Origin of the sequence: Singulisphaera sp. GP187 (genome assembly GCF_900129635.1) — a bacterium.
Taxonomy (GTDB): domain Bacteria; phylum Planctomycetota; class Planctomycetia; order Isosphaerales; family Isosphaeraceae; genus Singulisphaera.
On the sequence record NZ_FSRB01000002.1, the window covers coordinates 1,149,263 to 1,172,824 of the forward strand.

The window sequence follows — 23,562 nt, forward strand, 5'->3', positions numbered from 1 at the left end:
TCGGCCCTTGGAATTAGAGAATTAGCATGGCATCGCCATAACTGTAGAACCGATAGCGTTCCCGGATCGCCTCGGCATAGGCCGCGCGGACCAGGTCGACCCCGGCCAGCGCCGCCACCAGCACGAGCAGACTGCTTCGAGGCAGGTGGAAGTTGGTCAGCAGCGCGTCGAGCCCTTGAAACACATGGCCGGGCCGCAGATAGAGCGCAGTCTCCCCCGAGAACGGTCGGATCGTTCCCGTGGTCGAGCTGGTTTCCAGGATCCGGGCCGAGGTCGTGCCGACGGCCACGATCCGTCCCCCTTGGCTCTTGTGCTTGTTCAAAACGGTGGCTTCAAGTACGCCGAGCTCGGCCCACTCCGCGTGGAGTCGGTGCTCGTCGATCCGCTCGACCTCGATCGGCCGGAACGTCCCCAGGCCGACGTGGAGCGTGGCGTCGACGCTGGCGATGCCGCGCTCGGCCAGTCGGCGGAAGACGTCGTCCGTGAAATGGAGGCCCGCGGTGGGCGCGGCGACCGCTCCGGGAGCGCTCGCATAAAGGGTTTGGTATCGGAGTCGATCGCCAGGGTCTTCACGCCCTTTGCGAATATAAGGGGGGAGTGGGATCTGGCCGTGCCGGCCCAGGAGGTCATGGGCCGCTTCGTCGGACTCCGGGCGCACGATCCAACGCCCTGCTTCGCCCCGCGCTTCCAGCGTCAGCTTGAGTCCGTCGCCGACGACCACCCGCTCGCCTTCGACGGGGCGACCGCGGGTGGTGGCCAGGATCTCCCAGGTCCCCTCCGGCAATGCCCGCAGGAAGAGACCCTCCCAGCGGCCGCCGGTGGCCTCGCGGAGGCCGATCAGGCGGGCCGGGACGACTCGCGTGTTGTTTCGGACGAGAATATCGCTGGCTTCGAGTAAATCAGGAAGCTCGGCGAACGTCCGATGCTCCCAGCGCTGCTCGTTCCGACGGATGACCATCAGCCGCGATTGGTCCCGTGGTTCGACCGGGTGCTGGGCAATCAACTCACCGGGGAGCGTGAAATCAAATTCCGAGGTCTGCAAACCTCTTCCTCCTGACCATCCTGAACGGGCACAATCTAACGACCTCGGGGACTCCCCACTCGACGTGGAACGGTTTCGCTCGCCGCTTTTGGAAAACCTCAGGCCCCTAGTCTCGATTGTACCGACCCGTGCAAACTCTCGCCCGACGACTTGAGACGGCCGAACGCCAGCCCTGGCCGGTCCGGCCCGTCCCGATCACGTTGGTGATCACCGACCTCGACGTCGGCGGGGCCGAGCGGGCCTTGGTCGCCCTGGCGACGGGGCTGGACCGCGGACGCTGGCAGCCCTCGGTGATCGCGCTCGGGGCCGAGGGAGCCCTGGTCGAACCGCTCCGCGCGGCGGGAGTCGAGACCGAATGTCTCGACGTCGATCGCAGGCGACCCATTCCAGCGGTCCGCCGGTTGGCCAGGGCGCTGGGCGCTCGCTCACCATGGCTCGTGCAGAGCTTCTTGTTCCATGCGAACATCGCCTCACGGTTCGCGGCGACCCTGGTGGGGTCCCCTTGGGTGGTCGGCGGCATTCGGGTGGCCGAGCATCAGAAACGCTGGCACCTGAACCTCGAACGCTGGACGTCGGCCCTGTCCCTGGGGTCGGTCTGCGTCTCGCAAGGGGTTTTCGAGCATCTCCGCGACGTCGGCCGGGCCGACCCCGCGCGGCTGGCGGTGATCCCCAACGGCATTGATCCCCGGCCCTACGACTCCGCGATTGCCTGCTCGCGTGAGTCGCTCGGCGTTCCGGCCGATGCCCGGCTCATGCTCTCGGTCGGCCGCCTGGACGTGCAAAAAGGGCTTTCTTTTCTGCTCGACGCCGCCGAACGGGTCATCGCCGCCCAGCCGAACTGGCACCTCGTGATCGTGGGTGATGGCCCGGAGCGAGACCCGCTCCACCAGCGAGCGGCCGCGAGCCGGATCCTTGCGGACCGGGTCCACTGGCTCGGCAGACGCAACGATGTCCCCGCACTCCTCAAGGCGGCCGACTTCCTCGTTCTCGCGTCGCTCTGGGAAGGGATGCCCAACGTGGTCCTCGAAGCCATGGCAGCCCGCCGCGCGGTCGTCGCGACGGCCGTCGAGGGGAGCCGTGAACTCGTGATCCCCGGCCAGACCGGCTGGCTCGTTCCCGCGGGCGATTCCGACCAGCTCGGCCAGGCGCTGCTCGACGCGGGCACCGACCCCGACCGCCTCCGCCGCTACGGCGAAGCGGGCCGTACCCGGGTCGAAACCGCCTATTCGACCCAACGCGTGGTGCAGGCTTACGAGCGGCTCTGGGGTGGAATCCTCGGCTTTACGGCCGGCGCACCCGACTCGGGCGATTGCGAGGCGGCCCCAACGTTGCTGAGCGATTAGTCGTTCGCTTCGTGATCCCCGGCCGAGGGCGGAACGAGCAGGCCCGCGATGGTCCGGGACAAGGATGCAACCAGTTCGGAATCGTCGGTCTCCTCCTGGAGCCAGTTCAGACGACGCGCTCCCAGAATCTGGCAGATGCCCGCGACGAGCAAGTTGAACGCGAGGTCGGAATCGAAGCCGAGGCCGGAGTCCGAATCGCCGAACGCCCGGCGGATGTCCGCGATCCCGCGCAGCCGGCCCGAACGCAGCGCGGCGAGGGTCTCGGGATCAAAGGTCGAAAGCCGCAGCAGAATTTGCACCGTGGCGGGCCGCTTCGCCAGAGCCACGACGCAGGCCTGCACGCACTGAGAGAAGCGAACCCGCGGCGGCAACGCCCTGAGGTCGTCGTCGCAGAGCAAGAGCAGCTCGGCCGCACTCGGCATGAACGTCTCGTCGGCCGCATAGGCGGTGATGAGCCCCGAAAGGCCGCCAAAATAACGATAAATCAGCGCCTTGTTGGCCCCGGCCCGCCCGGCAATCGCCTCCACCGTCAACGGCTTCCCCGAGACCAACTCAGCCTCCAAGGCCGTCAGAAACGCCTGCTTCGTCGCTTCACGTTGATTTGCCTTCTGATTCATGGCGGCCTATAGTAACGGTAACGTTGCCGTGACTATTAGTGTCTCTCTGTGAGGAAGGTTGGAGGATGGTGACGATGTCCGAACGGTACTTGATCCTGGGCGCCAGCGGAACGGTTGGCCGCCGCGTCCTGGCAACGATGAAGGGCCTCGGCCATGCCGTCAAGGGGGCGTCGCGGCGGAACGGGGGGCCTGGCGACGTGCGTTTCGACTTGCTCGAGCCGTCGACCTATGCCCCGGCGTTGGCGGATGTGAGCACGGTCATGCTGATTTCCCGGCCGGGCGATGAGGAGGCTCATCTCCACGCGGAGCCGTTCGTCGAGGCGATGGTCCGGCACGGCGTGGCTCGGGTTGTGGTGCTCTCGGCCCTTGGCGCCGAGCGGCGCGTCGAGTTCTCGCTGCACAATGTGGAGACGTTGGTCGAACGATCCGGCCTGGGTTGGACGCACGTTCGCCCGAATTTTTTCATGCAGATGCTTGCGCTGCCGCCGCTCAGTACGGAGATCGCGACCAGGAGCACGTTGAGTCTCCCCTTGGGCGACGCCAAGGTTGCCTACGTCGACGCTGACGATGTCGCGGCGGTGCTGGTACGGGCGCTGATCGACCCGTCCCTGTCAGGCCAGGGGCTCGACGTGAGCGGTCCCCGTGCGCTCGGTCACGACGAGGTTGCGGCACTCGTCTCTCGTCAGGTGGGTCGGGAGATCCGGTACGTTCCCCTGGACGAGGAGTCCGCGCAGCGGCTCCTGGGCCTTCGCGGGCTGAGCCCGGCCCACGTCGAACGGGTCCTGCGGTTCTATGCACTGACCCGACAGGGCTGGTGCGCCACCCCTGACGCCACCGTGTCTCAGCTGCTCGGTCGTCCGCTCGGCACGTTTGAGGCATTCGTCGTTGCAAATGCCACGGCGTGGTGAGGGACGGTTGACCTTGGAAGCTTGACCGCAAAAGTCAAGTTGAGTCCGGAAAGAACGCTGATGTTATTTTGTGATCACTGAATTTGAAGTCATGAAAATCATTTTTTAGCCTCCTTTTCGTACGGCGGTGTGATTTTCGTGGTGCGGCTTCCTCGGTTGAAACGGCCGAGGTGATACGCTGACGTATGATCGATTGCTGCAGGATATGGACCGCGATGTCAGATTGTGGCGACTTGCTTGTCGCCGAATTCGTCGTGAACCCGACTCTAGGGGAGATCCCATCAGTGGCTACGGCCCGGCATGGGGGAGATGTCGCTCAGGTTCGGTTCGGGTTAATTGACGAAACACACGACACTCTGGAGCCGATCCACCTGTCGAGAAGTTACCAAGCGTGCGACCGACGTCGCTCTCCCGGCGCTCGTGGCGTGGATTCGGCTGCTCCACGAATCTCCGTCGCGGGCGTCGGGAGGCTTTCCTGCTGGATCCGGGTCGGTGCTCAATCGAAGGCCAACAGGCAGGCGAGCGGGGAGCATCGGCTCTTTGTCTTCGTGGGAGCGAGCAGTCAAAAATGGTGGGCACGGCCCCCCTTGGAATCGCCTTCGATAAGGCTAAACAGGTGGCCTGGTCTTCCTTTGTCTTGAATGATGTGCAAGCCTTGGGTGCCACGGGTTGTACTCAACCCGTGAGCCAAAAACCCGGGCGATCGCTCACGGGTTGAGTACAACCTGTGGCACCCAGCGGCCTTTGTATCGCTGCGGTCACCCATCAGAAAATCAAAGAAAACCGAGATCAATGGCTTAGGGCGCCGTCACCGCGGGGATGCGGCGGAGCGACTCCAGGGTGCGTTTGAGCCTGACTTGCCGTGGGCTCTCGGCCACGTGGTCCGCGAGGTTCCGATCTTGTTTCGGATCCTGAAACAGTTGGTAGAGTTCAGGCGTGTTGATGCTGTTCTCAATGAAAACGTGATCCTCATCGATCACGGAGTCCATCGTGACCACCCGCTCGGTGTCGACCTCCTGTCCGTCCAGAGGCTGTTTCTCCAGTTGGGAGAGGATTGGGTCGGGACGTTGGGGGTCGGACGAGTCCCAGTGGCGGGCGAGGCTGCGTCCGGGGAAGGGGTTCTTGACCTTGGGGAGGAGCAAGTCTCCGAAGGTTCGCGGCAAGTCGCGATGGGCGACGGGAACTCCAATCCTCCGGTCACGCAGCGGTGGAGTGCCCGCGCGATCCGTTGCGGCCGTTGCCAGGGGCGGAATGAGCAGGAGAGGAACATGGGTTAGCTCGTTGTAGAGGCTGGACCCATGGCCGAAATGGCCGTGCTCGCCGAGGTGTTCGCCATGGTCGCCCGTGACGACCACCCAGGTATTGTCGAGCATACCCGCTGTGCGGAGGTCTCGGAGGAAGCGGCCGAGTTCGGCATCGAGGCCGTGGAGGCATTCGTCGTAAAGATCGACGAGCCGCTGGGTGACGGTGTCGAGTTCTTGCTGACGCTGGGGCCGTTGCTCGGGCGTGGCGGAGTCGCGTGCCCTGACCGCGAGCCAACCCCCGTTGGGCGAGGCCAGCGATTGCTTGGGGACGGGCCCGTTCCAGAACTCTCGGCGGGAGTTCGGCGAAGGGAGATAGGGGCCGTGGACGTCCATGAAGTTCAGGAACAGGAAGAAGGGGCGCGGAGCGTCGTCGGCCTTTTGGTTTCGGCTCTGGACTTGGTCGAGCCATTGCCGTGCGTCGCTGACAATTTCACGCGCGGGGCGGTGAACGAAGAAGGGCGAGACGCCGGGGACCGGTAATCGCGCCCGACGCATCAGGTTCATGGTGAAGGCGCCGAGGGTCGAGTTGCAGATCGTTTCGTTCAGGTCGATCGTCTGGTTCCGGGGATAGTCGACATAGGAGTCGAACCCGCGTCCGAACCCGTATCCGGCGTTGCAGACCCGGACATTGGCCACGATGCCGGCGGTGGTGTAGCCATTCGCGCTCAGGTGCTCGGCCAGCATCGGGGACGGGCCGAAATAGGGGCGGTCGACCCGTGCGCCATGCTGGTAGGGCCAGAGACCCGTGAACATGGTCATATGCGATGGCAAGGTCCAAGGGGCGGCCGAGCGGGCCATGTCGAAGGTGATTCCCTCCTTCGCCAACGCCTCCAACTCGGGGGTCGTCCGTCGCCCGTAGCCGTAGAGGCTCAAGTGGTCGGCGCGAACCGTGTCCATCACGATCCAGAGCAAGTTGGGGGCCCCTGCTCCCGCCCCCGGGGCGGGCCGAGACCAAGCACGCGCGGGCGCGGCGGCGACTCGGCTCTCCTGCACGAAGGCATAAGTGGGGAGCATGACGACCACGAGGCCGCCCGCCCAGCACGAGCCGCGGTTCCAGGCCGCGGTCGGCCGCACCAGCCAGCCTCGAATTCGATAGCCAATGCCAACCGCCAGGATGACGACCGCGACCGGGTGGAGCCCGGGGAGAGTGAGGAGCGGCCCGAGCAGGAGCAACGTCCCCAGGACCAAGCCCGCCCAGGTCCAGGCCCAGGCGATGGCCCGCTCCCCTTGCCTCTGCCCCTGCCCCTTCGACGCGAGCCAAGCCGTCAGGCCCAGCACCGGCGCGACCAGCCCCAAGGTCCAGGCCGCGATGAGAAGGGTCTCGGCGACCGGGATCATCCAGGCGGCATGCCGGCTAATCATCAGGCTGCTCCAGCGCACCTGATGCAGCCCGTGGAACTGCCCGAAGACGAGCGCCAACTCGAGGAAGCCCGCCGCGGCACCTACGGCCAAAGTTGCCCCCACTAAGGGGAAGACACCAGGCAGGCCGCTTGCCGGAGCATGAGAAGCGGGACCCGCCGCGGCGGTTTCTCGCTTGAGCTGAGCCGTTCCGCCGCCGAGCCTTTGACGGAACGTGGAGCTGGGACGGTGTTGGTCCCGGTCTCGGCTCGAATGATCATGAGAGGATGGGCTTGTGTCGACCGGCTGGGAGTGATCGTCCGCCGGATCGCGGGTCTCGCCGGGAACACTGGCGCGATTCGTTCGCTCTGCCATATCGACCTTGCCCTCTCCGTCCGACCTTTCGAGGCTTCAAAACGGTTCGCCGGGAGTTGAACGGAAACCTCGAATTCTGTCCAGTCAGATTGCCGTCTGGCTTCGCGTCTCGGCCGTGGTCCTTTTCTTTTTTGGGGCCTCGCATTCCCATGAATGAGACTCTTCGCTAGAATCCCCCCGCTTTGGTCAAGGCGTCCGGGCGGATCGAAGCCTTGGGGCGGTGGAACCTTGGGACTTTTCGCGGTGAAGGCGAACGGCCCCATCGACGAAAATCCCAAGAAGTATCGGGGGCGACCAGGAAGTGTTGCCTCGTTGTTTTGTTCGGGAAGGATTCCCTGACTATATGCGCGATGGCCGGCAGGTCTTGCGGATCCTGGGTCTTTGTGTCATCGGCTTGGCCTTCATGCCGGGTTGCGCGAGCATGCGTCGCCACGTGTCGACGCCTGACCTGCGCCCCTGCACGGACGGATTCGCCTACACCAAGGACGGCTGGATGCTCGGCGTGCGCCACATCCGACCGGCTCAGCCCGACCCGGGCAAGCTGCCGATCGTCCTCTGCCACGGCCTGGGGCTCAACGCCACGTTCTGGACCCTCACGAATTCCCATCTCCCCGAGCAACTCGCTGCGCGCGGCTACGAGGTCTTCCTCTATGACAACCGAGGATCGGGTGAGAGTGCGCGGGTGGGCCGGATCGGAAAGATCAACGCGGCGTTGCGCCAGACGCTGCTCCTGGAATGGGGCGACGGCACCTGGAACGTCGACGAGATGGCGCTCTACGATGTCCCGGCGATCCTCGACTATGTCAAAAAAGAGACCGGCCAGGAACGGGTCAACTGGGTTGGACACAGTCTCGGAGGCATGCTGCTGTTCTCATTTCTTGAGCTCAGCCCCGACGCCGGCCGGATTGCGAACTTCGTCGGCATGGGAAGCACGATCATCCTGGCGGAATACCCGCAGAAGAGCATGCTGCAAGCGAACCGAGGCTTGCGAAAGCTGACCTCGGTCGTCAGCACCGGGCGGCTCGGGCGTCCCTTGATGTTCTTCCAGCCCCCCGGTCTCGATAAGATCGACCAGTTCTACTACACCTCGTCGGTCGTCGACAAACAGACCGTCCGCGGGTTCTACGGCTACACTCTGGAAGATCCAGGGCGTTCGGCACTCAAACAGCTCGACCCCTACCTCGAGCACGGCCACTTCCTCTCGGCCGACCGCAAGATCGACTACGCCGCGCGGCTGGGAGAGATCCGCACGCCCACGCTGCTCGTGGCCGGCGAGGCTGACACCATGTCCGACGTTGCCTCGACCAAGCTGACCCTGGCTGCCCTGGGAAGCCTCGACAAGTCGTTGATGCGATTCGGACGCGGCGATGGTCATGTCGCCGATTACGGCCATTGCGACCTCGTCTGGAGCCGCAACGCGTCCAAAGAAATCTTCCCGCCAATGATCGACTGGCTTGATCGCCGTCAGCCAGGCCCGGCATTGGCCACGCCGCAGCAGCCACAGCCGGTGCTGGCAACTCCTCAAAATTGATCGGGACGGCGTGATCTTTCAGGCGAGCGAAATCTTGGGCTTCTTGGCTCACGTTTACGCCTGAAGACAGGGAGCTTACGCTCCCCGCTCGCCGTTCAGGCGAGCGAAAGCGTGCGGGCGGCGAGCGGATGGAAACGTTGGGCGCTACGGCGTTGGGTTGCCGGTCAAGAACGCCTCGATGCAGATTTGCGACCAGGTCTCGAACTGGTCGCGTTGACGAATGAGGTCGGACACGAGGATGAACTCAGCCTCGGCGAGTCCTTCCTCGCGGGGCACGATATCGGCCGTCTTGAGGTCGTAGACGTGGACGACCCCGAGATGAACCTGGCCGACCGGCGTTGAGTCGTCGTTGATCAGGCCGACCAGGCGGATTTCACCAGCGCTGCCGAGGGCAATCTCCTCGTCGATCTCGCGACGCATCGCCATCTCGTAGGCGTCGAACGTGGCGCGACCGTCCGCATCCGACTCGTCGACGTGGCCCCCGACCCCGATCGACTTGAGGCGATGGAGTCGTGCTTCGCCCTGAGACTTGCCTCGGGTGTAACTAAAGACGGCGTCGTCACAGCGAAACACGACGTAGGGGATGATCTGCTTGAAGCTTGGGTCGTCCTCGACTTCGGATCGGGGCAAGAACCGCGCCAGCTCGGGGACGAGCAACGCATGAAGATAGCGATCGGCCTCGGCGGAGAATCCCTGGAATCGTCCCAGGCGGTCCAGCTCGGCGCTCGGAACAACAAGAACACGGGCGGGGTGAGGGTGGCTCACGATGATTGGCCTCGCGGACACAGAAACGATGGATTCGGAACGCAGCGGTGCGCTCATTCCATTATCGGCCGTGAGGGCACCTCTCCCGCAACGCTCACTCCGAGCGAGATTGCTTTTTTTTGACAGGGGTGATAGTGCGGGTTTCGCAGGCGGATCGGAATGAGCTTCCGTGCGAGATTGTCGGCCCGCTTGGCTGATTGGGTCATAGGATCCATGAATGTTTTTGCGTTCAGCAAAATGATCGGCGAATGACTGTTTTTAGTGGTAACGGACGGTCGGGTGGCGACATCCTTTTTATAGGGAAGCGTCATCCTTGGCCTCTTGAGGATGATCCACGCGAGTGCCATCCCAAAATTCAAATGAGTGGTTTCTTGAACAGGTTCAGAAGAATCAGGTGCGTCTGCGCGCGTATGTTCGTTCCCTCGGGGTCCGTGCCGAGTGGGTCGACGACCTTGCGCAGGAGGCTTTGCTCATCGCTCTGAGGCGGGTGGACGAGTTCGACCGGGCCGGTGATTTCGGAGGTTGGGTCCGGCAGATCGCGCGGCGGTTGATTGCGAACGAACGGCGCAAAGAAATGCGCCGTGACATCATCCTGTCCGACCATGCCACGGATATCCTCCTGGAACTCCATGGCGAGTCGCTCAATCCGGGTGAGCTCCAAGAACGCGAGGAGGAAATCGTCCGGTTGCGCGAGTGTGTGTCCGGTCTCCCGAAGCGGAGCCGTGAGCTTTTGCAGCAACGTTACTTCGAAGACCTGAGCCCGGGGGCGATTGGTAGCCGCCTGGGCCTGCCGTCGAACCAGATCCGGCAGACACTGTTGCGGTTGCGCCGCGTGTTGTTGGCGTGCATGGAGCGTCGCACGGGAACCCCCCTCGCTTAGATCGAACTGTCATGACAGAATCCGACCGAAAATCGCTTGACGATGTGTTGGCTCGTTTTCTTGATGGCGATCCCGAGCCGAGCGACGGGGAGGTACTGGCCGCGGCGATGCGTGACGACCAGGAATTTGCCCAGGAAGTCATTCGGCTGTTGACGGTCGATGACCTGCTTCGGCAATGTGCGGTTCCCGACGACCTCGCCTTCCTCGAGTCGCTCAAGCTCCGGCTCAACGGCGAATGCGGAGACGACGAGTTCGCGGGCGAGTTTGAACGCCGCTTGCGGGCGCGCGATTCTCGGAAGAGTGCGGGCCGGCCCTGGCTCTCCCGGACGATTGCGGCCGTGGCGTGTGTTGCGGCCATCGTGGCGGGTGGACTACTGGCCCTCCGGAGGCCGAAGGCCGAGACGCCCGAGCCTCGGAATCCGCCTCGGACGACGGTGGCGGGAGGTCATGAAAAACCTCCAGGCGGTGGCCTGAGTGCGCTGACCACCGCGATTGGGCTCGCCATGGTCGTCAAGCTTGACGACGTGCTCTGGGTGCCGCGGGAAGGCCCGCACCCGTCGGAAGGGGAGCTCGTGGCGAGCGGTCGCTTGCAATTCCGCTCGGGGCGGCTCACGCTCTCGATGCTGACCGGGGTCGTGCTCGTGGTGGAAGGGCCCGCGGACTTTGAATTGGTCGCCCTGGATAAGGTCTTTTGCCGCCGGGGCCGGCTCCGGGCGCGGGTTCCCAAGGGAGCCGAAGGGTTTGTCGTGGCCTCGCCCGGGTCGGCCGTGATCGACCTGGGGACTGAGTTCGCCTTGAACGTCGAGACCGACGGGAAGTCTCGGGTCATGGTTTTCGAGGGCCTGGCCGAGGCGGCGCTGCTGGACGCGGCGGGCTCGCCCAAGCGGACCCAGCTTGTGGCCAAGAGCAAGGAGTTCGAGCTCGACCCCGACCGTGACCGGATCGCGGAGTCGGTCGCCCGGCCGGAAGGGTTTGTTTCGACCTCGGAGATGGACCCGCGGTCATTGGTCCTCGACGCAGACTACGCCGCGACGGTGCTGCGATCGGGGCCGCGCGGTTACTGGCGGTTCGAGTCGCTGGCCGACAACTTGGTCCCCAACGAGGTGGCCGGCCGCCCGCCGTTGCGAGTCTCTGGGCCGATTCGTCTCACTGACCCTCGCCAGGGCAATGGCTGCGCTGTGTTCGAGGCCGGCGCGCCCGAGCAATTTCTGGGAACCGACGCACTCTGGGAGGTCGCCGGCAAGTCGGGGCACGCGGTCGAGTTCTGGTTCCTGTCCGACGTTTTCAGCCATGCCTCGCTCGTCGGGCTCCTGCCGCCCGAGGAACTCGTTTTGCCGGGTCAGTTCTCGCGTTACGTGCATACGTTACTCGTCGAGCTCACGGCCCGAGAGCGGCAGTCATTGAACAAGCCGGCCTCGATCCGGTTTTTGCATCGCTGGCCGCTCGACACGACAGTCGGTTGCAATCTCTTCTCCCAGGACGTTTACGTCCCGCGCCGCTGGCACCATGTCGTGGCCCAGAAGAACGGGGTGCGGATGGACCTTTTCTTCGACGGGGTGCTGGAAAGCTCGATGCCGATTGTCACCGAGCCACCGACCTTGGATTGCCGGCTTGTGGTGGGACGAAGGTCGCCCGACACGGGCGACCCCAAGGATGTCCGGCCATTCGTGGGCCGGTTCGACGAGCTCGCCATTTACGATCATCAACTCTCACCGGAGGAGGTGCTGCAACATTTCCGATCGGCCTCTCAGCGGGCCCATGCCGACTGATGATGCCGTCAGAGGTCGGTCCGACGGATCACTGGTCTCGTTGATCGTTCACGTACGAGTTGTGCGGGCTCGCCCGCGGTCTCTCTCATTGAAATCCCGGGAGGTGACTCATGCGACGACGCGGATTCACGCTGATCGAACTTCTGGTCGTCATTGCAATCATTGCGGTTTTGATCGCCCTGCTCTTGCCCGCCGTGCAGGCCGCACGCGAGGCGGCGCGCCGAGCCCAGTGCATCAACAATCTCAAGCAGATTGGCCTGGCGATGCACAACTACCATTCGACCAACGACTCGTTTCCGTCGGGTGAACTGTGTCCGCTCAACCTTCAGGGGGCGCGGACCTTCTGGACTGCGTTCATCCTGCCGTACCTTGAGCTGGGGACGATCGGCAACGCCTACAACTACAGCATGAGCATCAACGTCACCATCAGCGGTGGCGCGGCTTACGGACCGACCAATTCGACGGTGACCCAGGCGGCGATCAATACTTACCTCTGTCCCGACGACACCGGCGGCACCATGAACCGGGGGAATTTTTACTGGGCGCGGTCGAACTATGTGGCCACCTATAATCCCGACGGCTTTATGGTCGAAAGGAACGCCCCGTTCACCTACGACCAGTCGTGCAACACCGCGGTCAACCCCTCGACCCGCAAGTCGCTCTTCAACTTCAATATCACACGTGGCCTCAAGGACATTCTGGACGGCTCGTCCAACACCGTCGCCGCCTCCGAGGTGATCCACGGCCCGACCAACACCAACGATGGTCGCGGTACGGCCTGGTATGACTGGGGCGTGCAATACACCCACTACCGCCCGCCCAACACGCTCGTCCCCGACTTGGTCTGGCCCGCAAATTACTGCGTGAGTACCAAGCTCAAGGCCCCGTGTACGACCACCACGGTCAATTGGTGCCAGCAAGCTTATGCCGCTCGAAGCTATCACTCCGGCGGTGTCAATGTCCTGATGGCCGATGGCTCGACCCGGTTCGTCAAGGACAGCATCAACCTTCTCACCTGGCAGGCGATCGCGAGCATCGACGCCGGCGAGGTTGTGTCGTCCGATGCGTTTTGAACCCACCCGGCCGCATTCGAGAGCACTTGAGATGAAACGAATGGTGTGCTCATGTCTCGTTGTTTGCCTCGTCGCCCTTCAAGGCTGCTCAAAGCCCGCCGGCCCGCAGACGATGCGGGTCTGGGGCGACGTGACTTACGACGGTCAGCCCGTGGAGGAGGGCAGTATCGACTTCGTCTCCCCCGAGGGGGCGACCCCGGCCCAGGCCCCGATCAAGGCGGGGCGCTATGACCTCCCCGCGCTGGCCGGCCCAGTGGCCGAGAAGAACTACAAGGTTCAGATCAATGCCCTCAAGAAGTCGGGCAAGACGATTCCCAACATGATGGGGGATGGCGAACCGACCATGGAGCTCCTAGTCAACACGATCCCGGAAAAGTACAACGTGAAATCGGATCTGACGGCGAACATCTCGTCCGACGCCTCCAAAAACCAGTTCGACTTCAAGCTGGAAAAGCCAGGACGCTCCAAGTAACCGCGACTGCTCTGAACCCGTCGGCACTGTGCTGGGTCCGATACGGTTCGCTCCGACGGTTGGTGGGAGCGAAGCCGAAGATGGTGGGCACGGCCCACCATGGAATCGGCCCGAAAAAAATGGACAGGTGTTTTACTTTCACGGGCTTGTTTGCGTAGATAGGATCGGGCGATTCCGAGAGGGATCCGTCCCCTCGGAATCACCCGCTCACTTCATGAAGCTCAACTATTGACGCTCTCGAGGCTGGTGTCCGCCTTTTCGCCGCCGAGCTCGGCCTCCATCTCCCGGAACTCCTTCGATTCGGTCTTGCTTCGCCAGACCGCCCAGGCGACGGCGGCGATTCCGAACAGGCCGAGAAGATAGAGGATCCAGCCCTTGCCGCCCTGGGTGGCATGCAGGATGGGACCGATCGACAGCAGGGCGACCATGTTCATGACCTTGATGAGCGGGTTCAAGGCCGGGCCGGCGGTGTCTTTGAGCGGGTCGCCGACGGTATCGCCGGTGACGCTCGCCTTGTGCGCTTCGGAACCTTTGCCGCCGTAGAGGCCGTCCTCGATCAACTTCTTGGCGTTGTCCCACGCGCCACCGGCGTTGGCCATGAACACGGCCAGGAGCTGGCCGACCACGATCATGCCCGCGAGGTAGCCGCCGAGAGCGTACGGGCCGAGGTAGATGGCGACCAGGATCGGCATCATGATCGCCAGCACGCCGGGACCGATCAGTTCACGCTGCGCCGCGGCCGTGCAGATGTTGACGACCCGGCCGTAGTCGGGCGTCTTGGTGCCGGCCCAGATTTCCGGGTCGCGGAACTGGAGCCGGCACTCCTTGACGATCAAGAACGCGGCGCGGCCGACCGCGCGGATCAGCATCGAGCTGAACAAGAACGGGACGGATCCACCGATGAGCATGCCGATGAACACATAGGGTTGGGCGACCGAGAGCTTGCCCGCCTCGGCCAGATATTGCGCGGTGGTCATCTCGCCGATCTTCGACTCGCTGCCGACCGCGATCACCGCGATAAAGCTGGCGAAGAGGCTCACGGCGGCGATGACCGCCGAGCCGATCGCGATCCCCTTGGTCTCGGCCTTGGTGGTGTTGCCCACCGCGTCGAGGTCGGCGAGGATTTGTCGGGCCCGCTTGTAGTTTTCCTCACCCATCTCGTCCCGGTCGTAACCCATCTCGCCGATGCCGTTGGAGTTGTCGGCCACCGGGCCGAAGACGTCCATGCTGATCGTGTTGCCGGTCAAGGTGAGCATCCCGATCCCGCACATCGCCACGCCGTAGGCGATGAAAATCGGGCTCGCCCCCGTGTAGATCAGGACCGAGCACAAGAGCGCCACCGCGATCACGCCCACGGCCACCACCGTCGACTCATACCCCAGGGCAAACCCCTGGATGATGTTGGTCGCGTGGCCGGTGGTGCATGCCTTGGCCAACGACCGCACGGGCTCGAAGTGGGTGTGCGTGTAGTAGCTCGTGCTCTTGTTCAGGGCGATCGCCAGGATGATCCCGATAAAGCAGGTCCAGGCCGGCCGCATGTCGAGCCCGCCGTAGCCGAAGTTGGACCAGAACGGCTGGCTCGCGGAGAGAATCGGCTTGTCGTAGTCGCGGACGAAGGTGCGGAACGCGGAGGCCTTCTGGTCGGTGGTCTTGGCCTTGTCGAGCGTCTGGGCATCCTCGAATTTTTTACGATCGGCCTGGAATTCCGGGGTCACGAGGTAACCGCCCAGGGCTTGCGGATATTCCTTGATGTACTTGTCGTCGAAGTGCAGGTAGCCCAAGCCGAGCAAGAAGAAGCCGATGACGCTGATGATCGAGCCGAGGACGAAGCCACGGTGGACCGAGTGCAGGGCCTCATCGCTGGTGCTCTGCGGACCTGCCTTGACGGTGTACGTGCTGATGATCGACCCGACCACGCCGATCGCCCGGACCAGGAGCGGGAAGATGACGCCCTTGTGCCCGAAGCTGGCGTAGCCCAGGATCATCGCGGCGACGATCGTCACCTCATAGCTCTCGAAGATGTCGGCCGCCATCCCGGCGCAGTCGCCGACGTTGTCCCCCACGTTGTCGGCGATCGTGGCGGCGTTGCGCGGGTCGTCCTCGGGGATGTTCGCCTCGACCTTGCCCACGAGGTCGGCCCCGACGTCGGCCGCCTTGGTATAGATGCCGCCGCCGACCCGCATGAAGAGGGCCAGGAGCGTGCCGCCGAAGCCGAACCCGAGCAGTACCTCGTAGGCGTGCTCGCCGTAGGCCATGAAGATCAAGGTGCCGCCGAGCAGGCCGAGGCCGTCGGTCAGCATCCCGGTGATCGTGCCGGTGCGGTAGCCGAGCTGGAGCGCGGCGCCGTAGCTGGTGCGGGCCGCCGCGGCCACGCGGAGGTTGCCGCGGACCGCCAGGCTCATGCCGACGTAACCGACGGTCCAGGAGAAGGCGGCCCCCATGAAGAAGGCGGCCGCCCGGCCGATCGCGACATGCTCCTCCGCGCTCGAGACGCCCCACATGATCCCGGTGATGATGAAGACGAGGAGGATGATCGCCCGGAACTGCTGGCTCAGGTAGGCGTTCGCCCCCATCCGGATCGCCTGGGCGACCGACCGCATTTTCTCGGTTCCCTGGTCGGCCCCCAGGACCTGTCCGACCAGCATTCCCGCGTACAGCAAGCCCGCGACGGCCACGCCCAGGACAACCCAGAGCGCTCCCCGCTCGACCGAGTCGTAGTGCGGGTCATTCTGGAACGCAAAATATTTGAATCCCGAGCCGGCCGCCGGTGCGGCTGGCGCCGGTGCCTGCGCGAAGAGCGAGGGAGGAGCCGCCAGGGCGGCCCATACGATCGCCACGATCGAGATGCCGTGCCATCGTCGCATGAGAAAGACCTCCACATCCTCGGTGCACTGTGAGGGGGGACGTCCGGTCGCCGCCGGTGGCCAAGTGCCACGTCGCCGTTACTTGCGGATCGGTTCTGGTCTCGTTCGGGAAATCCGGCTATCCGACCGGTGATAAACAGGATTAGACAAAACCGGGTGGCACTCGGATAGGGAGTAGACAGGAAACCCGTGAACCCGCTCGACTTGCATCCCGGACCCGAGGCGTTGCGAGGCCAGGACGCCACATTTCGGTATTTTTTATCGACGCATCAATGCGTGAGTTTTCTGGCCATTCCCGAACTTGGCTTGTTTGTCGCTGGCCGGCCGGGAGGGCGCGCTCGCCTCGCTCCTCCTCCCCCCCCCTGGGACGCCCGCAGTCCCAGGGGAATTGAACCTCGTGGCACGACGGGGATCGGCCCCTGGCTTCACGATTTACGTCCGATCCGGGAGCTTGGCTCCGGTGATTGACCCTCGCGTCGCCTTGTCCGGGAGGTCGGCTCGGATTAGGATGACAGAGGAGTCGACCGCGCCGTCGCAATGGCACGCGGGCTTGGGTTTTACGGGACAAAACGCCATGAGTCAGAATTTCTTCGGACGGCTCGGTCAAATCCGGCATGGTCTGGCTGTCTCGACGCTGTTCGCCTTGACCGTCTTCGTCACGCTGCTTCCTGCGGCCGCGTTCGCCGTGGACGCTCAGCCGAAACGGAAGGACAGCAATGCGTTCATTAAGCCCAAAGAAGTGGTGCTCAGCGGTTCGGTTGAACCGGCCGAAGCCAAGGCGGGTGATGTCGTCACCTACACGGTGACCGCCAAGGTCGCTCCCGGCTGGCACATCTATCAATACAAGGCGAATCCCGAGGGAGGGGTCACACGGGATACCTACTTCGACTTCTTTGATCCCGCGGGCCTGAAACCGGTCGGCGACTGGACGGCGGCGAAGAAACCGATCCGGAAAGCGGAGCCGGCCTTCAATAACGAAATCCTCGAATTCTATGAAAACGAGGCCCGATGGAGTCTCAAGCTCCAGATCCCTCCCGGAACGGCTCCTGGCCCGAAAACCCTGCGCAATCAGGCGATCTTTCAGATCTGCGACGCCAATAGCTGTAAGCCTCCGGCCCGCTCGACGCTTCCCGACGTCACCTTGACGGTCGTGCCCGGAGTCGGCGGCGGAAGCAACGCGGCGGCCACGGCACCGACGCCACCACCGTCCTCAAGCGAAGCGACGGTGGCCGCCGCCGACGTGGCTCCGACCGGCGATGTGGCCAGCGAGGCTCGGAAGGGGTTACTTTCGCTCATCCTCGTTTCGGCGACGGCGGGGCTGCTTGCCCTGGTGATGCCGTGCGTCTGGCCGATGATTCCGATCACGGTCAATTTCTTCGTGAAGCAAGGGAGCAAGAACAAAGGGAAGACGACCGGGTTGGCCGTCGCCTACTGCCTGGCGATCATCGGAGTCTTTACCTCGGTCGGGGTTCTCGTCTCGTTCTTCTTCTCGGCGACCGCGCTTCAGAATCTTGCCAATAATCCGTGGCTCAACGCCTTCGTGGCGTTCCTGTTTCTGGCGTTCGGACTGAGCCTGCTCGGCCTGTTCGAGGTTCGGCTGCCCAACTTCCTGCTGAACGTGTCGTCCAAGGGGGAAGGTCGAGGAGGGATGATTGGCGTCATGTTCATGGCCCTCACTCTCACGATCACCTCGTTCACCTGCACCTTTCCCGTCGTCGGCGGCCTGATCGTGATGGCGGCCAACGGCGAGTTCTTCTACCCGATCGTCGGTCTGGCCACCTTTTCGTCGGTGCTGGCGTTCCCATTCTTCCTGTTGGCCCTGGCCCCCGGCCTGGTGTCGAAGATGCCGAAGAGTGGTGACTGGATGAACTCGGTCAAGGTGGTCGGTGGCTTGATCGAAGTCGGCGCGGCCTTGAAGTTCATCAATTCCGCGGAGATCGGCTTCGGCGTGGTCCCCGAGGACGCCTGGTTCGACGCCCCGCTGGTCCTTTCGGCCTGGGTGGGAATCGCCGCGGTCTGTGGTCTCTACCTACTCGGACTTTTCCGCACGGACCATGACCACGAAGAGGTCAAAATTGGCCCGGGCCGACTTCTGATCGGTTCGCTCTTCCTGGCCTTGGCTCTCTTCCTGGCCCCTGCCCTGTTCGGCAATCCACCAAAGAGCCCGCTCTGGGACCAGATCGTGGGCATCCTTCCCCCCGACGTCGGCGATCTCGATCGCCCTGGTGGTGGCGCGGTCGTCGAGGAGGGGAGGAAGAAGGCGGTCTCGACCGATCCCGCGACGGCCGAACGCGAGGAGAAGAATGTCCACGGGGTTGTCTGGGGCATGAGTTACGACGAGGCCCTTGAGGTGGCCAAGGCAAGCAACAAGCCGGTCCTGATCGACTTCACCGGGGTCAATTGCGTAAATTGCCGGAAAATGGAGCAGACGGTGTTGAACAAGAAGCAGATTGTGGGCCTGCTCTCCGAATTCGTCACCGTGCAACTCTTTACCGACAAACCCCCGATCAGCTCGCTGACCGTGGAGCAACGCATGGACGTTGCGGAGAAGAACCAACTCCTCCAACTGGACTTGACCAAGGAAACAACCAACCCGTTTTACGTCGTCCTGAATCCCGATGGCCAATTGATCCAGACCATTGGCGGATATAACAACCCTCTGGTGTTCGGCAAGTTCCTCAACGGGGCGCTAACCAAGACAAAGGATCAGGACAAGGCCAAGGTGGCTCAGGCCGATCCGGTGCACTAACGCCGGATCGGATACCTTCGATCGATCACGCCTTGCCAAGCTTTTGCCGGTTCGCCAGCACTTCGGCGGGATCGTTGACCGGGTTGAGCGGCGCCTCGCCCTTGAGAATGCCAAGCACATCCGCAACGATCGAGCTCGCCATGTTGCTCAGCCCCTCTTCCGTCTGGGCGGCGCTGTGCGGGGTCAGCATGACGTCGGGCCGGCCGATCAAGGGATGATCCTTGGGAGGCGGCTCGACCTCGTAGACATCGGCCCCATAGCCCCAGAGCCGCTTGGCGTCGAGGGCCGCGGCGACGTCGGCTTCGACGGTGATCGGCCCTCGAGCCGCGTTGATCAGGATCGCGTCGGGGCGCATCTTGGCCAGAACATCACGGTTGATCAGGTGGCGGGTACTCGCGTCGAGCGGGGTGTGGACCGTCACATATTCCGAGGCGGCGAGCAGTTCGTCGAGACTGACCCGGGTCGCCCCGGCTCGGGCTTCCACTTCGGCGGGGGCGGCGATGATGTCGTGGTAGAGCACGCGCATTCCGAAGGCCGTCTTGGCGACCTCGCCGACCCGCCGGCCGATCCGGCCGAAGCCGATGATGCCGATCGTGCGGCCGAGCAGGTCGCGACCCATCATCGAGGTCCGGGCGTGGTAATCGCCCGCCGCCAGGGCCGTCATCATCTGGGGGAAGTGCTTCGACAGGCCGATCATCATCGCGAAGACATGTTCGCAGACGCTCTGCGTGTTCGCGCCCGGCGTGTAGACCACCTGGATTCCGCGCTCGGTCGCCGCCGGGATGTCGATCTGGTCGTAGCCGACCCCGTGTCGACCGACCACCCGGAGCCGGTCGGCCCGGTCGAGCAAGGCGGCGTCGATAACGCCCCCGGTCCTGATGATCAGGCCGTCGACACCGACGATCTCACGTCCCAACGTCTCGGGATCGGTGCCCGAGGCCATTCGCAGCTCGGATCCTTCGCGAAGCACGCTCATCCCGGCTTCGTGCATCTTGGTCAAGGACAGAACGATCGGCCTCTGGGACATGAGTTCGGCTCGCCTTTTTTTTCGTTGGGGAGGGTCTGCGCGGAGGGGCGATTGCGCAGGTCGTTTGGGAATCGTCGATCGCCGCGACCGGCCGCCGCGATCCAAGGCGACCAGACTACCACAACGGTTCCCACGCGCGATAGGATTGGGCGCACGTCGAAAAAAGAGCCGGGCGAGAGCGGTTGCGAGACATGACTTTTCACACTGTCGGTAAGACCACGCGCTGATGGGTAATTTGCCGTCGAGTGAGTCCGCGGAAGGATCTCCATGCTGGGGCGTGCTCACGATCGTCCTGATCTCGATCCTGATGCGGCTGGCGGTGATCGTGCCGTCCTTTGGCACGCTGGACGACCCCGATCGTTACCTGATCCTGGCGCGGTCGCTGGTCGCTGGGGACGGGTTTGCCGTGAATGGGCGGCCCACGGCCTATCGTCCGCCCCTTTACCCCCTCTGCCTATCTGTCTTGCTCGCAACGCTGGGCGAGGATCGGCTCGCCTGGGGGATTGCGGGCCTGCACCTGGCCGCGGGGGCGGCGACGGTGGTTTTGACGGCGGTTGCGGCGAAGCGGTGGGAGATGACCTCGGCCCGGGTGCTGATTGCCGCGGCGATCGTGGCCTGTGACCCGGTTCTGGTCGCGCAAAGTCGTGCGGTGATGACCGAAACTCTGGCCGCATTTCTGGTCGCCGCGAGCTTGGCGGCCCTGGCGTCGAGGCACGCGCGAGGCCCCGTTTGGGGCGGGATCGGCTTGGGCCTGGCCGCGCTCTGCCGTCCGAGCCTCTTGCCGGTGGCCGGCCTGGTTGTGTTTGCCGCATTGGCTTTTGGGCCTGGAACCGTGGGAGAGCGGCTCCGACGCGCGAGCCTGGTGGCGGTCGCGACCGCCGTGCTGCTCGCCCCTTGGGCGTGGCGGAACGCTCGGGTGTTTGGGGAGCCGATCGGGACGACGACTCACGGCGGCTGGACCCTGGCCCTGGCGAACAATCCGGTCTATTACGCCGAGGTACTCGACGGCCCGTCGGGGGCGGTCTGGTCGGGCGCGAACCAAAAAGGCTGGTTCGACGCGACGCTACGGGCTGTCAAGGGGCTGCCGGAACCCGCGGCCGACCGGAAGATTCGGGCGATCGCGCTGCGGTTCATCGCCAGTCGTCCGCGCGATTTCGTTCGCGCCTCGGCGGCCCGCCTGGAGCGGTTTTGGGGCTTTGCTCCCGCCGGTGCGGTCTATTCCCGGGTGGTTCGGGGTGTCACCTTGATCTGGACGGTCCCGCTCTGGCTGGCGTTTGCGCTCGGTCTGACGCGCCGGGGGCTGTGGCGCTGGCCCGGGGTCGCCGCACCTGCCTTTGTGTTTGCCCTGACGGCGGTCCATTCGATCTACTGGACCGACATGAGGATGAGAGCGCCCATCGTACCTGCGATTGCCTTGATTGCGGCCGGGGCGCAAACCCCCCTTCTTTCGGCATCACGCCCCCGCGGAATCCCATCGAGTCGAAGCGTGAATTGACTGATCGGAAAAAAATTCAAAATCCTCGCGAATTCTAGCTGTTCAAACCGAGAAGAAACGTTAGGCTTATGACAGCCGCTCTCGGCGGGTTCCCTTTAGTTAGCCGTTTCGGGTGCTAGCCTCGCCAGAACGCTCATTTCGCAGAGGTATGACAGTGGCCAAGAAGCTCTACGTCGGCAATCTCACGTACGACACCACGGAAGACAACCTGGTGGAATTGTTCAGCGAGTATGGCGAGGTTCTCTCAGCGCAGATCATCATCGATCGTGACACGAACCGCTCGAAGGGTTTCGGGTTCGTGGAAATGGCCGATGGCGCTGACGAAGCGGCCAACGCCCTGAACGGTCAGGACTTCCGGGGTCGGAACCTGACGGTCAACGAAGCGCGTCCTCGTGAGGATCGCGGCGGTGGTGGTGGCGGTCGCGGCGGCTACGGCGGCGGCGGCAGCGGTGGTGGTGGCGGCGGTCGCGGTGGCTACGGTGGCGGCGGCGGTGGCCGTGGCGGCTACGGTGGCGGCGGCGGCGGTGGTTACGGCGGTGGCGGTGGTGGTGGTTACGGCGGTGGCGGCGGCGGTCGTGGCCGCTATTGATCCGAACTCGAAACTCAACGTCGCGGCGGTTCTGAGACAGCCGATTCACTCCGCCGCTACTTCGGGATTCGAGCCGCTTTGATGCCGACGTCTTGACCACTCTACCTCATTTGCGTTTCCCCACAGGCCGGCCGGCTTCGGTCGGCCTTCGTTGTTTCCCGGGGCCAGCTTCCTTCCCTATCACCGTCATGGGGTTCCCCGATTTCAGGGAGTTGCGCTCATGTCTCTGTGGAACGATTTACGCGGGCGTTCCCCGTTAACCGACCCGCGCTCGCTGGGGAGCTCACTCCTCTTCCACGTGATCCTACTCGTCGTGGCGTCGTTGGCGGCCTTGAGCGTGGCCGTTCCCGCGGCGCCCGAACGTTCGCGGGCATTACGCGGCGAGCTCGACGCGGTGGACAATCGTGCTTCCAAGGACGGGGGAGGCGGCCCGGGCGAACGGGGCGGCGAGGGCTTGATCGAAGCCCTCCCCGCGGCGAGCGGCTTGACTCCGCGCGGCGAGGGGCTTGACCCCGCGGCTGATGCCCTGCTGGCGGAGATTTTGCCGACGGCCATGCCGACCGACGCCGCACAACGCGCCTTGCCCGGTCCACAGACATCGGGCCTCGGGGTCTTGCCGGGAACCGGGATCGGTGGTGGTGGCGGTTCGGGCGGGGGATCGAATGGAGGCGTGGGTCGGGGCGTGGGGCCCGGCACCGAGTTCTTCGGCGCCCGCGAGCATGCTGGCTCATTCACCTATGTCATCGACTGCTCGGGAAGCATGGCGACCCGGAACGCACTCGACGTTGCCAAACGCGAGCTGCTGGCGAGCCTGGCGCGGCTTCCGAGCGACGCGACCTTCGGCGTGGTCTTCTACAACCTCCACGCCACGACCCTGGCGGATCTGCAAGGACGTCGCGGTCTGATGGCGGCGACTCCCGTGAATAAGACCCGAGTTCGTTCGCAACTCGACGCGATCGTGCCCGATGGCGGCACCGATCACATGGTGGCCCTGCGGGAGGCGCTCAAACGTCATCCCGAGGTGATCTTCTTCTTGACCGACGCCGATTTGATGACCAACTCGGATGTCGTCGAGATCCTCGCCGAGGCCGGCAAGACTCGGATCCAGGCCATTGAATTCGGACGTGGGCCGGAAGTGGGGAGCTCGGGCCCTCTGAAGAAGCTCGCCACGTCGACGGGAGGTTCCTACCGTTACCTCGACGTCACCAGCTTTCCCAGGCGATGAATGCCCTCGCTTGTACGCTTTGAGCTTTGAGCTGGCGTGCGGAGGATGAGGGGCCTCTCCCTGCTCGGGGGCGAATCCTGGTGGGCCGTGCCTACCCGACAAATTGGGGGATCCCCTGCGCGCGTTCTCCAACGCCTCGATTCGGGTTGACCCCCCTGAGGTTCTCCCCTACCATCCCGGCGCGGGGGAGGGCCTT

At 64.1% G+C, this 23,562-nt stretch carries 18 protein-coding genes; 11 read left to right on the top strand and 7 right to left on the bottom strand.

Annotation, left to right across the window (positions count from 1 at the left end):
• Positions 1-13: 13 nt before the first annotated feature.
• Positions 14-1,042 (bottom strand): tRNA preQ1(34) S-adenosylmethionine ribosyltransferase-isomerase QueA, encoded by a 1,029-nt coding sequence (gene queA / locus BUS42_RS29010; RefSeq protein WP_074312870.1) that lies wholly within the window; start codon positions 1,040-1,042, stop codon positions 14-16.
• Between the two features lie 128 nt (positions 1,043-1,170).
• Here queA and BUS42_RS29015 point away from each other — a divergent pair, with 128 nt between their 5' ends.
• Positions 1,171-2,385, top strand: coding sequence for a glycosyltransferase (locus BUS42_RS29015; protein ID WP_083670754.1), 1,215 nt, complete (start codon positions 1,171-1,173; stop codon positions 2,383-2,385).
• Here BUS42_RS29015 and BUS42_RS29020 read toward each other — a convergent pair.
• A complete protein-coding gene (locus BUS42_RS29020) occupies positions 2,382-3,002 on the bottom strand; it encodes a TetR/AcrR family transcriptional regulator (RefSeq protein ID WP_074312871.1) in 621 nt (206 codons plus the stop codon). The genes BUS42_RS29015 and BUS42_RS29020 overlap by 4 nt on opposite strands.
• Before the next feature lie 74 nt (positions 3,003-3,076).
• Between BUS42_RS29020 and BUS42_RS29025 the strand changes: the two genes are divergently transcribed.
• On the top strand, positions 3,077-3,910 hold the full coding sequence (locus BUS42_RS29025) for an NAD(P)H-binding protein (RefSeq protein WP_074315452.1): 834 nt from the start codon (positions 3,077-3,079) through the stop codon (positions 3,908-3,910).
• Positions 3,911-4,707: 797 nt separating this feature from the next.
• On the opposite strand, the gene BUS42_RS29030 is transcribed toward BUS42_RS29025, so the two are convergent.
• On the bottom strand, positions 4,708-6,666 hold the full coding sequence (locus BUS42_RS29030) for a sulfatase (RefSeq protein ID WP_254053858.1): 1,959 nt from the start codon (positions 6,664-6,666) through the stop codon (positions 4,708-4,710).
• Between the two features lie 604 nt (positions 6,667-7,270).
• Here BUS42_RS29030 and BUS42_RS29035 point away from each other — a divergent pair.
• Positions 7,271-8,458: an alpha/beta fold hydrolase gene (locus BUS42_RS29035; RefSeq protein ID WP_074312874.1), complete on the top strand. Its 1,188-nt coding sequence runs from the start codon at positions 7,271-7,273 to the stop codon at positions 8,456-8,458.
• A 144-nt stretch (positions 8,459-8,602) separates the two neighbouring features.
• Here the strand turns inward: BUS42_RS29035 and BUS42_RS29040 are convergent, their stop codons facing one another.
• Complete coding sequence (locus tag BUS42_RS29040; protein WP_074312876.1) at positions 8,603-9,223, bottom strand: phosphoesterase; 621 nt, start codon at positions 9,221-9,223, stop codon at positions 8,603-8,605.
• A gap of 53 nt (positions 9,224-9,276) precedes the next feature.
• Complete coding sequence (locus BUS42_RS29045) at positions 9,277-9,534, bottom strand: hypothetical protein (RefSeq protein WP_143206558.1); 258 nt, start codon at positions 9,532-9,534, stop codon at positions 9,277-9,279.
• Positions 9,535-9,563: 29 nt separating this feature from the next.
• Here BUS42_RS29045 and BUS42_RS29050 point away from each other — a divergent pair, with 29 nt between their 5' ends.
• The 4 genes from BUS42_RS29050 (at position 9,564) to BUS42_RS29065 (ending at position 13,417) form a co-directional block, all read left to right on the top strand.
• Positions 9,564-10,103 (top strand): sigma-70 family RNA polymerase sigma factor, encoded by a 540-nt coding sequence (locus BUS42_RS29050; RefSeq protein ID WP_074312880.1) that lies wholly within the window; start codon positions 9,564-9,566, stop codon positions 10,101-10,103.
• A gap of 11 nt (positions 10,104-10,114) precedes the next feature.
• Positions 10,115-11,872, top strand: a complete 1,758-nt coding sequence (locus BUS42_RS29055; RefSeq protein WP_074312882.1) for a LamG-like jellyroll fold domain-containing protein — start codon at positions 10,115-10,117, stop codon at positions 11,870-11,872.
• Between the two features lie 110 nt (positions 11,873-11,982).
• A complete protein-coding gene (locus tag BUS42_RS29060; protein ID WP_074312884.1) occupies positions 11,983-12,945 on the top strand; it encodes a DUF1559 domain-containing protein in 963 nt (320 codons plus the stop codon).
• A gap of 31 nt (positions 12,946-12,976) precedes the next feature.
• Positions 12,977-13,417: a hypothetical protein gene (locus BUS42_RS29065; protein WP_074312886.1), complete on the top strand. Its 441-nt coding sequence runs from the start codon at positions 12,977-12,979 to the stop codon at positions 13,415-13,417.
• A 221-nt stretch (positions 13,418-13,638) separates the two neighbouring features.
• Here BUS42_RS29065 and BUS42_RS29070 read toward each other — a convergent pair whose 3' ends face one another.
• Positions 13,639-16,281, bottom strand: coding sequence for a proton/sodium-translocating pyrophosphatase (locus tag BUS42_RS29070; RefSeq protein WP_074312888.1), 2,643 nt, complete (start codon positions 16,279-16,281; stop codon positions 13,639-13,641).
• Between the two features lie 574 nt (positions 16,282-16,855).
• Here BUS42_RS29070 and BUS42_RS29075 point away from each other — a divergent pair.
• Positions 16,856-19,030: a protein-disulfide reductase DsbD family protein gene (locus BUS42_RS29075; protein WP_074312889.1), complete on the top strand. Its 2,175-nt coding sequence runs from the start codon at positions 16,856-16,858 to the stop codon at positions 19,028-19,030.
• Between the two features lie 25 nt (positions 19,031-19,055).
• Here BUS42_RS29075 and BUS42_RS29080 read toward each other — a convergent pair whose 3' ends face one another.
• Complete coding sequence (locus tag BUS42_RS29080) at positions 19,056-20,057, bottom strand: hydroxyacid dehydrogenase (protein WP_074312890.1); 1,002 nt, start codon at positions 20,055-20,057, stop codon at positions 19,056-19,058.
• Between the two features lie 277 nt (positions 20,058-20,334).
• Between BUS42_RS29080 and BUS42_RS29085 the strand changes: the two genes are divergently transcribed.
• The 3 genes from BUS42_RS29085 (at position 20,335) to BUS42_RS29095 (ending at position 23,366) form a co-directional block, all read left to right on the top strand.
• Entirely contained in the window at positions 20,335-21,552 is a 1,218-nt protein-coding gene (locus BUS42_RS29085; RefSeq protein ID WP_254053860.1) for a dolichyl-phosphate-mannose-protein mannosyltransferase, read from the top strand.
• A gap of 154 nt (positions 21,553-21,706) precedes the next feature.
• Positions 21,707-22,141, top strand: coding sequence for an RNA recognition motif domain-containing protein (locus BUS42_RS46170; protein WP_083670757.1), 435 nt, complete (start codon positions 21,707-21,709; stop codon positions 22,139-22,141).
• 220 nt (positions 22,142-22,361) lie between these two features.
• The gene (locus BUS42_RS29095) at positions 22,362-23,366 is read left to right on the top strand and encodes a vWA domain-containing protein (protein WP_074312895.1); all 1,005 of its coding nucleotides are present in this window, start codon (positions 22,362-22,364) and stop codon (positions 23,364-23,366) included.
• Positions 23,367-23,562: the final 196 nt, after the last annotated feature.

Bases quoted from the DNA above. Each gene is read 5' to 3' on its own strand.
- BUS42_RS29045 (WP_143206558.1), bottom strand. From the start codon at position 9,534: ATGACGCTTCCCTATAAAAAGGATGTCGCCACCCGACCGTCCGTTACC.
- BUS42_RS29035 (WP_074312874.1), top strand. From the start codon at position 7,271: ATGCGCGATGGCCGGCAGGTCTTGCGGATCCTGGGTCTTTGTGTCATC.
- BUS42_RS29025 (WP_074315452.1), top strand. From the start codon at position 3,077: ATGTCCGAACGGTACTTGATCCTGGGCGCCAGCGGAACGGTTGGCCGC.
- BUS42_RS29055 (WP_074312882.1), top strand. From the start codon at position 10,115: ATGACAGAATCCGACCGAAAATCGCTTGACGATGTGTTGGCTCGTTTT.
- BUS42_RS29075 (WP_074312889.1), top strand. From the start codon at position 16,856: ATGAGTCAGAATTTCTTCGGACGGCTCGGTCAAATCCGGCATGGTCTG.
- BUS42_RS29095 (WP_074312895.1), top strand. From the start codon at position 22,362: ATGTCTCTGTGGAACGATTTACGCGGGCGTTCCCCGTTAACCGACCCG.
- BUS42_RS29060 (WP_074312884.1), top strand. From the start codon at position 11,983: ATGCGACGACGCGGATTCACGCTGATCGAACTTCTGGTCGTCATTGCA.
- BUS42_RS29070 (WP_074312888.1), bottom strand. From the start codon at position 16,281: ATGCGACGATGGCACGGCATCTCGATCGTGGCGATCGTATGGGCCGCC.
- BUS42_RS29080 (WP_074312890.1), bottom strand. From the start codon at position 20,057: ATGTCCCAGAGGCCGATCGTTCTGTCCTTGACCAAGATGCACGAAGCC.
- BUS42_RS29065 (WP_074312886.1), top strand. From the start codon at position 12,977: ATGAAACGAATGGTGTGCTCATGTCTCGTTGTTTGCCTCGTCGCCCTT.
- BUS42_RS29020 (WP_074312871.1), bottom strand. From the start codon at position 3,002: ATGAATCAGAAGGCAAATCAACGTGAAGCGACGAAGCAGGCGTTTCTG.